At 71.3% G+C, this 12123-nt stretch carries 13 protein-coding genes and 1 riboswitch; of the genes, 4 read left to right on the top strand and 9 right to left on the bottom strand.

Annotated features, from left to right (window positions below; all coding sequences use genetic code 11):
• Positions 1–5: 5 nt before the first annotated feature.
• A complete protein-coding gene (locus tag B0I28_RS15140) occupies positions 6–269 on the bottom strand; it encodes a phosphoribosyl-ATP diphosphatase (protein WP_106364667.1) in 264 nt (87 codons plus the stop codon).
• A gap of 215 nt (positions 270–484) precedes the next feature.
• Here B0I28_RS15140 and B0I28_RS15135 point away from each other — a divergent pair, with 215 nt between their 5' ends.
• A complete protein-coding gene (locus B0I28_RS15135; protein ID WP_106364666.1) occupies positions 485–1189 on the top strand; it encodes a GH12 family glycosyl hydrolase domain-containing protein in 705 nt (234 codons plus the stop codon).
• A 49-nt stretch (positions 1190–1238) separates the two neighbouring features.
• On the opposite strand, the gene B0I28_RS15130 is transcribed toward B0I28_RS15135, so the two are convergent.
• Positions 1239–2120, bottom strand: a complete 882-nt coding sequence (locus B0I28_RS15130; protein WP_245888993.1) for a glycoside hydrolase family 2 TIM barrel-domain containing protein — start codon at positions 2118–2120, stop codon at positions 1239–1241.
• Positions 2121–2136: 16 nt separating this feature from the next.
• Here B0I28_RS15130 and B0I28_RS15125 point away from each other — a divergent pair, with 16 nt between their 5' ends.
• On the top strand, positions 2137–2991 hold the full coding sequence (locus B0I28_RS15125; protein ID WP_146148114.1) for a hypothetical protein: 855 nt from the start codon (positions 2137–2139) through the stop codon (positions 2989–2991).
• Here B0I28_RS15125 and B0I28_RS15120 read toward each other — a convergent pair.
• The gene (locus tag B0I28_RS15120; RefSeq protein ID WP_181245797.1) at positions 2988–3740 is read right to left on the bottom strand and encodes a TetR/AcrR family transcriptional regulator; all 753 of its coding nucleotides are present in this window, start codon (positions 3738–3740) and stop codon (positions 2988–2990) included. The two genes, B0I28_RS15125 and B0I28_RS15120, sit on opposite strands and share 4 nt — an antisense overlap.
• 110 nt (positions 3741–3850) lie before the next feature.
• Here B0I28_RS15120 and B0I28_RS15115 point away from each other — a divergent pair, with 110 nt between their 5' ends.
• Positions 3851–4759, top strand: a complete 909-nt coding sequence (locus tag B0I28_RS15115) for an NmrA family NAD(P)-binding protein (protein ID WP_106364662.1) — start codon at positions 3851–3853, stop codon at positions 4757–4759.
• A gap of 130 nt (positions 4760–4889) precedes the next feature.
• Complete coding sequence (locus tag B0I28_RS15110) at positions 4890–6341, top strand: ArnT family glycosyltransferase (protein ID WP_106364661.1); 1452 nt, start codon at positions 4890–4892, stop codon at positions 6339–6341.
• Here B0I28_RS15110 and ribH read toward each other — a convergent pair.
• From ribH to B0I28_RS15080, 6 genes are all read right to left on the bottom strand, one after another.
• A complete protein-coding gene (ribH, locus tag B0I28_RS15105) occupies positions 6338–6808 on the bottom strand; it encodes a 6,7-dimethyl-8-ribityllumazine synthase (RefSeq protein WP_106364660.1) in 471 nt (156 codons plus the stop codon). The genes B0I28_RS15110 and ribH overlap by 4 nt on opposite strands.
• Before the next feature lies 1 nt (position 6809).
• Positions 6810–8060: a bifunctional 3,4-dihydroxy-2-butanone-4-phosphate synthase/GTP cyclohydrolase II gene (locus B0I28_RS15100; protein WP_106364659.1), complete on the bottom strand. Its 1251-nt coding sequence runs from the start codon at positions 8058–8060 to the stop codon at positions 6810–6812.
• Positions 8057–8647 carry a riboflavin synthase gene (locus B0I28_RS15095; protein ID WP_106364658.1) on the bottom strand — a complete coding sequence of 197 codons (591 nt, stop codon included), beginning with the start codon at positions 8645–8647 and terminating at the stop codon, positions 8057–8059. The genes B0I28_RS15100 and B0I28_RS15095 overlap by 4 nt, the downstream gene beginning before the upstream one ends.
• A gap of 88 nt (positions 8648–8735) precedes the next feature.
• Positions 8736–8877: riboswitch (FMN riboswitch) on the bottom strand.
• Between the two features lie 79 nt (positions 8878–8956).
• Entirely contained in the window at positions 8957–9946 is a 990-nt protein-coding gene (locus B0I28_RS15090) for a GGDEF domain-containing response regulator (protein ID WP_106364657.1), read from the bottom strand.
• A gap of 7 nt (positions 9947–9953) precedes the next feature.
• Positions 9954–10649 carry a ribulose-phosphate 3-epimerase gene (gene rpe / locus B0I28_RS15085; protein WP_106364656.1) on the bottom strand — a complete coding sequence of 232 codons (696 nt, stop codon included), beginning with the start codon at positions 10647–10649 and terminating at the stop codon, positions 9954–9956.
• A 76-nt stretch (positions 10650–10725) separates the two neighbouring features.
• Entirely contained in the window at positions 10726–12078 is a 1353-nt protein-coding gene (locus B0I28_RS15080) for a glycoside hydrolase family 6 protein (RefSeq protein WP_106364655.1), read from the bottom strand.
• Positions 12079–12123: the final 45 nt, after the last annotated feature.

The raw sequence follows: 12123 nt of genomic DNA, 5'->3' as shown, positions 1-12123 counted from the left end.
CCTTTCTAGAGGTACCGGTAGACGTCGTCGACGCTGATGCCGCGGGCGACCATCATCACCTGGAGGTGGTAGAGGAGCTGGGAGATCTCCTCGGCCGCGGCCTCGTCCGACTCGTACTCGGCGGCCATCCAGACCTCGGCCGCCTCTTCGACGATCTTCTTGCCGATGGCATGGACGCCGGCGTCGAGGGCGGCGACGGTGCCGGAGCCCTCGGGTCGGGTGGCTGCTTTCTCGGAAAGTTCGGCGTAGAGCTGCTCGAAGGTCTTCACATCCGTGAATGCTACGCGCCGCGGCGGCGCGGGCCGCCGCCGACGCGGCGCGGCGACCGGAGTGCGGGACGCCCGAGACCGAGATCACGGCGGGGGCAGATGCGGAGGATTCGGGCCTGGACATTAATTTAGTCGTATGATCTAATTTAAACATCGACATTCATCGAATGCATGTCGCGACTGGAACCGTGCTTCACGAGAAAGGCGCTCCGCCCATGCGACGCAGATCGCTCCTCACCGCCGCGATGGCCGCCCCCCTGGCCACCGCCGGCGCCGTCGGCGCCCTCCAATCCCCGGCGCAGGCCGCCACCTGGTCCTCCTCGGACCGCTGGGGCACCTGGCAGAACGGGGCCTACACGCTCTACAACAACGTCTGGGGCTCCGGCTACGGGCCGCAGTCGATCTGGGCGAACTCCTACAGCAACTGGGGCGTGTGGGCGAACCACCCGAACACCGGCGGCATCAAGTCCTACCCGAACGTGTCGTACACGCTGGGGCGCACCGTCTCCAGCATGGGGAACGTCTCCAGCAACTTCAACGTCACGGTGCCCACCGGGTCGGGCCTGGCCTACAACACGACGTACGACGTGTGGGGCAACGGCCACGCGCACGAGATCATGATCTGGACGCAGTGGTACGGCCCGGTCGGGCCGATCGGCGGCCAGCAGACCACGGTCAACCTCGGCGGCCGCAACTGGCGCTACCACCAGGGCTCGAACGGCTCGAACCCCGTGTACAGCTTCCTGGCGGACAGCCAGTTCACCAGCGGGTCGGTGAACATCACCGCGATCTGCCAGTGGCTGGTGAACACCGGGCGCATGCCGAACGTCAGGATCGACCAGATCCAGCTCGGCTGGGAGATCACCTCGTCCTCGGGAGGCAAGGACTTCCGGGTCAACAGTTACTCGCTCAGCACGTGAGCGAAGGGGCCTCCCGCCGCTCGGCGGGAGGCCCCTTTCACGTTGCGGCTCAGGCCTTACGGCGGTGCTCCTGGAACCGCTCGCGCACGGCCTTGTACGACTGCTTCGGGCGGCGGTACTCGTCCACGACGCCCTTGTCGTTGACGCCGCGGGGGCGCTTGAGGAGCATGTCGCGGTGCTCGGTGGTGCGGAAGTCGCCGAAGACCCAGATGGCGAGGCCGGAGATGCGGTCGTGGCCGATCACGTGGTCGACGACGGTGGTGAGCAGGTCGGTCTGGTAGTCCTCGGTCCACAGTGAGCGGTTGGCGTCGTTCCAGCCCGGCACCGCGCCCGCGCCGATCTCGGAGATGATGAGCGGCTTGCCGGCGTGCCCGAGGGCGTCAACGTGCGCGGCGATGCGGTCGACCTCGGCCGGGATGCCCGGCACGTCGCCCCAGTACCAGCCCGGGTAGGTGTTGGCGCTGACGACGTCGACGAGGTCGAAGCACTTGTCGTCGTGGGCGTTCAGGCTCGCGTACGTGACCGGCCGGGTCGCGTCGAGCTCGCGCAGGCGCCCCAGGAGCCGCTCGTAGACCGGGTATCCGGCCTCCGACCAGCTCGGGCACTCGTTGAGGACGCCCCACAGGATCACCGAGGGGTGGTTGCGCGCGGCGGCGACCATCTCGTCGATGTGCGCGAGCTGCGACTCGACGAACGCCGGGTCGGTGAGGTGCTCGACAGGGTACTGCCAGCCGATCGACTCCTCCCACACGAGCAGGCCCGCCTCGTCGCACAGGTCGAGGAACAGCGGATCGAGCGGGTAGTGGCTGCCGCGCACGAAGTTCGCGCCGAGGTCCTTGAGCTGCTGCACGTCGGCGACGAGGAGCCCGGCGGGCTGGGCGTGGCCGAACTGCGGGTGGAGCTCGTGGCGGTTGACCCCGAGGAGGGTCAGGGGCTCGCCGTTGAGGGTGAGGCGCGTCCTCGACCGCGATGCGGCGCAGGCCGAAGCGCTCGCGCAAATCGTCGCCGCCGAGTTCGGCGGCGAGGACGGAGAGGTTCGGCTCGGCGGTGGTCCACGGTGCGGCCCAGGGGATCTCGACGGTGCGGACGAGGGTTCCGGCGGTGTCGAGGTCGACGTCCTCGGCGAGGAGCGCGCGGCCGTCGCAGGAGAGCGCGAGCGGCGCGGTGGCGGGCGCGTCGGCGGTGTAGTCGATGCGGACCTCGACGCGGCGGCCGTCGACGGAGAGCGTGTCGACCGCGAGCGCGTCGATGCGGACCGGGCCGAGGCGGTGGAGGGCGACGGAGCGGCTGATGCCGCCGAAGTGGTACCAGTCGAAGTGCTCCATGTGCAGCGGCGAGCGCTCGCCGAAGCGGTTGTCCACCAGGACGATCACCTCGGCCTCGCCGCCGTCGGAGCGGGTCTCGGCGGTGAAGCGCGTGAAGCCGCCCGCGTGGTCGCGGATCGGCTCGCCGTTCCACAGGACGCGGCACCAGTGCTGCACGCCTTCGAAGACGAGGCGCTGGAGGCCGGGCCGCGCGGCGACGCGGGTGCGGTAGACGGCGAGGCCGCGGCGGCCGGCGTAGGCGGGGGTGGCGTCGAAGCAGCCGGGGACGGCCATGACGTCGTCGAAGGCGAGGGTCGCGGGATCGACGTCGTCGGGCTCGACGTCGCCGAGGTAGGCGAAGTCCCAGACGCCGTCGAGGTCGGTCACGGGTCGGAGGACGTGCGGGGGGAATCGGCGGGCCATGGCGGCCTCCTTCGCGGTCGGCTCCGCACGATCCTAGGCGAGCGTTTGCCAACCGGTTGCCAGGGGCCTGACTAGGCCCCTTTCCGCTTGTCGCGGAAGGCCTTCTGGCGGCAGGCCGGGGAGCAGTACTTGGCGGGGCGGCCGGTTCCGGCATGGGCGACGGGGGTGCCGCAGACCGGGCAGGCGCCTTCCGTTACGGCAGTTTCGTTACGAGTCTCGGTGACAGCCGAGGTTTCGTTACTCGATTCGGGGTTTCGTTGCGGGCGGAGACCGTCCCAGACGATCTCGGCGAGCCGCTGGGCCTGCTCGCGGGAGGAGGCGGACCCGGCGATGCCGGTGCAGCCCGACATGAGGGCGCGCACGTCGCCAGGGTCGAGGTCGGACCGGACGGCGCCCGCCTCCTGGGCCCGCCGCAGGAGCTGGGCCAGCGGGTTGTCGATGACGCAGCGGCCGCCGGCCTTCTCGGGCTCGATCCAGTCGCCGCGGGCGGTCAGGGCCTCGCAGATGGCGCGGTTCTCCAGGGCCCGGCCGGTGACGAACCGCAGGTAGCCGAAGAACGCGGCGTCGGGGTCGCGCTCGCCGAGCGCCCGTTCGCCGTACTCGGCGATCTGCGACAGGCGGTGGTCCAGGACCGTCGCGAGCAGGGCGTCCTTCGTGGGGAAGTGCCGGTAGACGGTGCCCGCGCCGACCCCCGCGGCGGCGGCGATCTCCCCGAGGGACACCGCGGTGCCGCGCTCGCCGAAGAGCCGGTCAGCGGTCTCCAGGACCTTCCGCCGGTTGCGCTGCGCGTCAGCGCGTTCGACCCGCTTCACTGCCGTCTGCAACAGTGCCCCCTCTCGCGCCCGCCGATAAACGGGTGTACTGTTCCGTTTCAGTAACCGGGTCGCCGCCTCCGATACTAGTCGGCGACTACAGGAACGGAAAGGACCGCAGTATGCCTGCGAACAGGACCATTCTCGTGACCGGCGCGACCGGCCGTCAAGGCGGGGCCGTCGCCGCCCGGCTCCTCGCCGACGGCTGGGGCGTCCGGGCCCTCACCCGGGACCCGGCGAGCGCCAAAGCGAAGGCGCTCAAGGAGGCCGGAGCGGAGGTCGTGCGCGGCGACCTGGACGACCCGGCCTCGCTCGCCGCGGCGGCCGAGGGCGCCTGGGGCGCCTTCAGCGTCCACGCGGGCGCCTACGAGGGCGGGCCCTACGGCCACGACCTCGGGCACGAGGCGCGCTCGGCGGCGAACCTCGCCGCGGCCGCGAAAGAGGCGGGGACGGCGTTCCTCGTCCACTCCTCCTCGGTCGGCGTGGGCGGGCCGCTGGAGCCCCACATGGACATGCTCCAGCGCAAGGCCGAGGCGGAGGCCGCGATCAGGGAAAGCGGGCTGCCGTACACGATCCTGCGGCCGACCTCGTTCATGGAGAACACCTTCGACTCCTTCCGGGAGCTCCAGGACGGCGCCCTGGTCTCGCTCCTCCACGCCGACACCTACGAGCCGCACATCGCCGCCGACGACATCGCGGCCTTCGCCGCGATCGCCTTCGCCGACCCCGAGACGCACGCCGGGAAGGCGTACGAGCTCGCCGGGGACGACATCACGCAGCTGGAGAAGGTCGCGATCATCTCCCGGGTCACCGGCCGCGAAGTGCCGTACGTGCCGATCGACGCCGCCGCGGTGGCCGAGCAGAGCCCGTCGACCGCGAAGACCCTGGGGCTCATCAACGAGCACCGCATCGAGGTCGACATCCCGGCCCTCAAAGCGATCCACCCGGGCCTGCTGACCTTCGAGCAGTGGATGACCGGCGTCGGCAAGCCCCTCGTCGACGCGTACTTCGCGCGGATCGACGCGGCCTAGCCCCGGATGCGCCGGGCCGGCGCAGTGCAGGTCGGCCCGCGCACCCGTCCGGCGCGCCCGATGCCGAAGGGCCGGTGAGGAGTCCGCACGGTACGCTCGGTCCGGGACCCCCTCTCCCCGAAAGGCCGCCATGCGTCCTCTCTTCAAGCTCCACCCGGCCTTGGCGAGCCTCGCGCTCGCCGCCGTCCTCGCGATCACCAACGGCCGGTACGACTACCACCGCGACGAGCTGTACTTCCTGATGCTCAAGCCCGCCTGGGGCTATGCCGACCAGGGGCCGCTGACGCCCCTGCTCGGCCACCTGTCGATCGCGGCCCTCGGGAACACCGTCTGGGCGCTCCGGTTCCCGTCGATCCTGTGCATGGTCGGCGTGCTGTGGCTCGCCGCCCTCATCACCCGCGAGCTCGGCGGCGGGAAGGCCGCGCAGGCGCTCTGCGTCTGGGGGCTCGCCTTCGCCGGGGTCGCGCTCGGGTTCGGGCATCTGCTGTCGACCGCGACCGTGGACCTCCTCGTGTGGGTCGCGGTGCTGCTGTTCGCGATCCGTGCCCTCACCCGCGATCCGCGCTGGTGGCTCGCGGCCGGCGCGACCGCCGGGATCGGCTTGTACAACAAGCACCTGATCGTCCTGCTGCTCATCGGCCTCGCCGCGGGGCTCCTCGAAGTCCGCTCACCCAACGGGCTGCGGTCGAAGTGGCTCTGGATCGGCGTCGCGCTCATGCTCGTGATCGGCTCGCCGAACCTCATCTACCAGGCTCTGAACGGCTGGCCGCAGCTGGAAATGGCCGCGGCGATCCGCGACGGGGACGGCGCGGAGAACCGCGTCCTACTGCTGCCGTTCCAGTTCCTGCTGCTCGGAGTCTTCCTCGTGCCGGTCTGGGCCGCGGGGCTGTGGGCGCTCTTCCGGCGGCCCGAGTGGCGGCCGGTCCGGGCGCTGGCCGTCGCCTATCCAGTGCTGCTGGTGATCGTGCTGGTCACCGGCGGGCAGTTCTACTACCCGATCGGGCTCCTCGCCGCCGTCTACGCGGCTGGGTGCGTCCCGGTCGCCGCCTGGGCGGCCTCGCGAGGGCGACGGGCGCTCCTCACCACAGCGGTCGCCCTGAACGCGGCCGTCTCGGCGGTGGTCGCACTGCCGCTCATTCCCGTTGAGGCCGTTGACGGCACGCCGATCCCGCTCATGAACGGGACGGTGCCCGACCAGATCGGCTGGCGGGCCTATGCCCGCCAGGTCGAGTCGGTCGTCATGTCCCTGTCACCCGAGGAGGCGGCGCGGACGGTCGTCATCACGTCCAACTACGGCGAGGCGGGCGCGCTGGACCGGTACGCCGCGCAGGCGGGCCCGGTCTACAGCGGCCACAACGCGCTCTTCGAATACGGCCCGCCGCCGGAGTCGGCGACGACCGTGGTCACCGTGGGCCTGCCGCTGGAACGCGTCGACGACTACTTCGAGGAGTGCACGGCGGTGGCCGTGCTGGACAACCACGTCGGGGTCGAGAACGAGGAGCAGGGCCGAACCGTCGGCGTCTGCCGCGGTCCGGCCCTGAACTGGTCGGAGCTGTGGCCGGAGTTCCGGCACTACAGCTAGTCGAGCGAGCGGATCGCAAGGGCCGCACCGAGGGCGGCCACGACCGCCTCGTAGCCCTTGTCCTCGGTGGAGTCGGCGAACCCGGCGCGGGCCACGGCCTGCTCCTGGTTGTCGACGGTGAGGACGCCGTGGGCGACGGGGGTCGACTCGTCGAGCGCGACCCGGGTCAGGCCCTCGGTGACCGACTTGCAGACGTAGTCGAAGTGGGCGGTGCCGCCGCGGATGACGGTGCCGAGGGCGACCACGGCGTCGTACTTCCGGGCGAGGGCCTGCGCGGCGATCGGGAGCTCGACGGCGCCCGCGACGTGCAGGACCTTGACCTCCGCGACCTTCGCGTCCTCGGCGGCGTCGAGCGCGCGCTTGAGCATCTGCTCCACCACGCTCGCGTTCCAGTCCGTGGCGGCGATGCCGAGCGTCAGCCCGGCGGCGTCGGGGACCTTGGGGGCGGGTGCTCCGTGTCCGGCCATGTTATGCGGCTTCCATTGCGGTGACGGGCGACAGGACGGGCAGGTCCGCGAGGAGGTGCCCCATCCGGTCGCGCTTGGTGGTCAGGTAGGCGAGGTTGTCGGGCGTGGCGTACGTCGGCAGCGCCACCCGGTCGACGACCTTGAGGCCGTGGCCCTCGATCCCGGCGCGCTTGTCCGGGTTGTTGGTCAGCAGCCGCATCGACTTGATGCCGAGGTCTTCGAGGATCTGCGCGCCGATGCCCCAGTCGCGGGCGTCGGCGGGCAGGCCGAGTTCGAGGTTCGCGTCCACGGTGTCGCGGCCCTGGTCCTGGAGCTGGTACGCCTGGAGCTTGTGCACCAGGCCGATGCCCCGGCCCTCGTGGCCGCGCATGTAGAGCACGACGCCGCGGCCCTCGGCCTCGACCGCGCGCAGCGCGGCCTGGAGCTGCGGGCCGCAGTCGCAGCGCAGCGAGCCGAACGCGTCGCCGGTGAGGCACTCGGAGTGGACGCGCACGAGCACGTCCTCGCCGTCCCCGATGTCGCCCTTGACGAGTGCGACGTGCTCGTTGCCGTCGAACACGGCCCGGTAGCCCAGGGCGGTGAACTCCCCCGCTTCGAGCGGCAGGCGGGCCTCGGCGAGGCGCTTGACGTGGACCTCGTTGCGCTGGCGCCACTCCACGAGCTGGGCGACGGTGATGACGGGGATGCCGTGGGCGTCGCCGAACCCGCGCAGGTCCGGCAGGCGCATCATGGTGCCGTCGTCGTTCATCATCTCGGAGAGGACCCCGACGGGCTGCTTGCCCGCGAGGCGGGCCAGGTCCACGGCGGCCTCGGTGTGGCCGGTGCGCACGAGCACGCCGCCGTCCTTGGCGCGCAGGGGGACGACGTGGCCGGGGCGGTTGAGGTCGCCCGCGACGGTGGCCGGGTTCGCGAGCGTGCCGATGGTGTGCGCGCGGTCGGCCGCGGAGATGCCGGTGGAGATGCCGCGGCGGGCGTCCACGGTGACGGTGTACGCGGTGCCGCGCGGGTCCTGGTTCTCGGCGGCCTGAGGCGGCAGCTGGAGCAGGTCGGCGCGGTCGGGGAGCATGGGCACGCACAGGTAGCCGCCGGTGTGGCGGATCGTGAACGCGACGAGCTCGGGGGTGGCGTCCTCGGCGGCGAAGATGATGTCGCCCTCGTTCTCGCGGCCCTCGTCGTCGGCCACGATGACGGGCCGGCCGGCCTTGATCGCGGCGATGGCGTCGTCGACGGTGTCCAGGCGGATGTCGTTCATCGGGTGCCTCCAGCGGCTTCCAGCAGCTTCTCGACGTGCTTGGCGACGACGTCGGTCTCGATGTGGACCGGGTCGCCGACCTGCTTGCGGCCCAAGGTGGTCGCTTCCAGGGTGGTGGGGATCAGGCCGACGCTGAACTCGTCGCCCTCGATCCATGCGACGGTGAGGGAGGTGCCGTCGACGGTGATGGACCCCTTCTCGACCACGTACTTCGCGAGTCCGGCCGGGAGGCGGAAGGTGACTTCCTCCCATTCCGCGGCGGGGGTGCGCTTGACGATGTGCGCGACGCCGTCCACGTGGCCCTGCACGAGGTGCCCGCCGAGGCGGGTGGTGAGGGTGGCGGCGCGTTCGAGGTTGACGCGGTCGCCTTCGCGGAGGTCGCCGATCGCGGTGCGGCGGTAGGTCTCGGCCATGACGTCGGCGGTGAAGACGTCGCCGTCCACTTGGACGACGGTGAGGCAGACGCCGTTGACGCTGATCGAGTCGCCGAGGGCGGCGTCGGAGGTGACGAGCGGGCCGCGGACGGCCAGGAACGCTTCACTGGCCTTGACGACCTCGCCGAGTTCTTCGACGATTCCGGTGAACACGATGGGAACTCCCTACCTGCTGCGTAATCTGCGGCGCGCAGGCGGGGGCAAGAGAATAGCTCGCAGGGGCCATCAATGGCCGCCCGCGTTGCGTCTGCTCCCATCCGGACTTTGACCGTCGGTCCTGGATTCTCACCAGGTCAACCGTCCGCTGGTTGCGGACGGGTCGCGGACTCGCGGCTGTTGCCGCTCACCGCCGGCTCGGAATTGCACCGACCCCGCTGACGCGCGTTTGCTACAAGGAATTGTGCCACGGAGTTATTCCGCGGCGGTCCGCACTGTGACGCACCCTACTTGCCGGCAGGCCGGTCAGTGCTCGTTCGTCCAGAACACGGGGCGGCGCCCGCCGCGGCCGGGGGCGCGGCCCTCGGGGTAGGCGACGTAGGTCCCGGAGTGGGACTTCGCGACGCTCTTGAGGGCGGTGGCCTCGGCGACGGCCTCGTAGGCGTCGGCGAAGCGCCGCTGCGTGGAGAGGGCGACGCCGATGGAGAGGGTGGGCAGGCGCGAGCGGGTCATGCGGCGCGAGACGCGGTCGGCGTGCTCGATGTAGCCGCGCTCGGCGTCCTCGGGGTCGCACAGCTGGCGCACGCGGCGCGCGAAGTGGTCGTTGAGGAAGCCGGTGACGGCCTCGACGTGCTCGGGGACGCACAGGATCGTGAAGTCGTCGCCGCCGACGTGCCCGAGGAACACCGGGGCGGCGCCCGCGTCGCCCGCCGCGGAGTAGACGCATTCGGCGAGGCCCTTGATGAACTCGTCGCCGCGCACGAACCCGTACACGTCGTTGACCGCTTTGAACTGGTCGATGTCGATGTAGCACAAGGCGAACGGGTCGCCGCGCTTGATCCAGGACTGGAGCTCGCGGAGGATCCGGTCGTTGCCGGGCATGCCGGTGAGCGGGGAGGACTCGCGGACCTCGCGGTGGCGGCGGATCGCGGAGTCGATGCGCGCGGAGACCTCGGCGGGGTCGAAGGGCTTGGCGATGTAGTCGTCGGCCCCGGCCTTGAGTCCGGCGATCTTGTCGGCCGAGGACGGCTGGGCGCCGAGCAGGATGATCGGCAGGCTCGCGGTGGCCGGGTCGGCGCGGAGCTGGCGGGTGAGCGCGAGGCCGTCGATGAACGGCAGGTCGGCTTCGAGCAGGACGATGCCGGGGCGGCGCAGGGCGATCCCGGCGAGCGCCTGGTAGCCGTCGCGGGCGAGGGCCGTGTCGAAGCCGTCGGCGCGCAGGCGCGAGGCCAGGAACTCGGCGATCTCGGGGTCGGCGTCGGCGATCAGGACCAGGTCGGGGGTGGAAGGGGCCATGCGCGGCTCAATGGGGGGAGCGCGCCGCGTCGGCGCGGGCGCGCAGGCGCTCGGCCGCAGCGGCGGGATCGTCCGCGCCGTAGACGGCGGTCCCGGCGACGAACGCGTCGGCCCCGGCCTCGGCGGCGGCCGCGATCGTGTCGTCGGCGATGCCGCCGTCGACTTCGATGCGCAGCTCCAGGTGGCCGGAGGCGGCGCGGGCGCGGGCGGTGCGGACTTTGTCGAGCATGGCGGGGATGAACTGCTGGCCGCCGAATCCGGCCTTGATCGTCATGATCAGGAGGGTGTCGAACTCGGGCAGGAGGTCCAGGTAGTCCTCGACCGGGGTGTCGCGGTCGATGGCGAGGCCGGCCTTGGCGCCTGCTGCGCGCAAGTCCTTCGCGAGCGCGACGGGGTCGTCGCTGGCCTCGGCGTGGAAGGTGACGTTGTAGGCGCCCAGTTCGGCGTAGCCGACAGCCCACCGCGCGGGGTCCTCGATCATGAGGTGGCAGTCGAGCGGGATGTCGGTGGCGGCCTTGAGGGACTTGACGATCGGGGGGCCGAGCGTGAGGTTGGGGACGAAGTGGTTGTCCATGACGTCCACGTGGAGCCAGTCCACGGCGCCCTCGACCGCGTCGGCCGCCTCCGCGAGGCGGGCGAAGTCCGCCGCCAGGAGGCTCGGTGCGATGACGGTGTCGGCCTGCGCCGCTTGGAACTGTGCCACACGGACAGTGTAGGTCGCGAAACCGCGACGCAGGCCGGACACCTGGTGCCTTCTGTGGCTCAGGTCAGCTTTCTGCTCAGCAGGAGACGTCGAAGTCCGCTGCCGAGCCGGAGGCGACGAAGCCGAACAGCTCCTTCGTCTGGCCCGCGCCCACGGCGGCGTTCCAGCCGACGTCCTTGGCCGTGACCGTGGAGCCCGAGGTCGTGACCTGCGCGTTCCAGCTCGACTGGATCGACTGCCCGCCCGGCCAGGTCCACGAGACGGTCCAGCCGTTGACGGCCTCGTCCGCGGTCATCGAGACCTTGCCCTGCCAGCCGCCGTTCCAGGAGGAGACCGTGTCGATGTGGACGGTGCAGTCCCCGGAGGGCCCGCCGGTGGTCGGGTCGTCCGAGGTGGGGTCGTCGGAGGTGATCGGGTCGGTCGGCTCGACCTGGCCGGGCCAGCCGGAGCCGGCGTTGTTCGCGAGCTGGTAGGCGAGGTCGGGGATGAACTGGCCCGCGGCGCCCGCGCAGCCGTCGGCCTCGCCGGGGAGCTTGACCCACAGGTACGCGTCGATGCCCGCGACGCCCGTGGCGGTGGTCGGGAACTTGCCGATGGCGCGCCCGGGCGGGTCGCACCAGTCGTTGGGGTTCGGCGGGTTGAGCGGGCCGTTGCCGTTGCGGCTGGTGTCGATCACGGCGGTCTTGCCGGAGCCGACGATACCGCGGACCTGGTTGGCCCAGGCGGTGGACTCCTCGGTGGTGCGGTAGTTGGAGACGTTGAGCGAGAAGCCGTCCGCGTTCTGGATGCCCGCGGCCTGGAGGCGCGAGCCCGCGACGCTGGGCGTGAGCCAGGCCGAGTTCCCGGCGTCGATGTAGACCTTGACGGCGGGGTCGGCGGCGTTGAGCTTCTGGGCCGCGTACGAGAGCGAGGCGTTGATCTGGGCCCGCTCGGTCGAGTTGTAGCAGTCGTGCGCGATCACGTCGGGTTCGAGGATGATGTACGCGGGGCCGTCGATCTGGGCGGCGATCTGGTCGATCCAGCCGCGGTAGACCTCGTGGCTGGACGCGCCGCCGCCGGAGGCGCCGCCGCAGTCGCGGTTGGGGATGTTGTAGACGACCATGATCGGGGCCGCGCCCGCCGCGGCCGCGCCGTCGACGACGGCCGAGACCTGGGCGGCGATCCCGCCCGTGGGGTTGGTCTGGGTGAACCAGGTGCCCGCGGGGGTCTCGGCGATCCGGTCGCGGATCATGTTGGCGCGCGAGTCGTTCGGGTTCTGGGCGACCCAGCGGGCCGCCGCCGTGTTCGGGTTCGTCCACAGTGCTTGCGCCTGTGCGGAGACGTCCTGCGCGCCCGCGTTGGGGCTGAGGAGGAAGCCCGCGCTGAGCGCGGCGACCACGGCGGTGGCCGCTCCCGCGACGATCGCCGCGAGGCGGTTTCGTCGGTTCATCTGGTGCTCCTTGGGGTCTAGATGCCGGTAGCCCGGAGTACATTT

Source organism: Glycomyces artemisiae (genome assembly GCF_003002955.1).
Classification (GTDB): Bacteria; Actinomycetota; Actinomycetes; order Mycobacteriales; family Micromonosporaceae; genus Glycomyces; species Glycomyces artemisiae.
The sequence above is the reverse complement of the archived record's forward strand: the minus strand, read 5'-3'. Positions and strand labels throughout refer to the sequence as shown.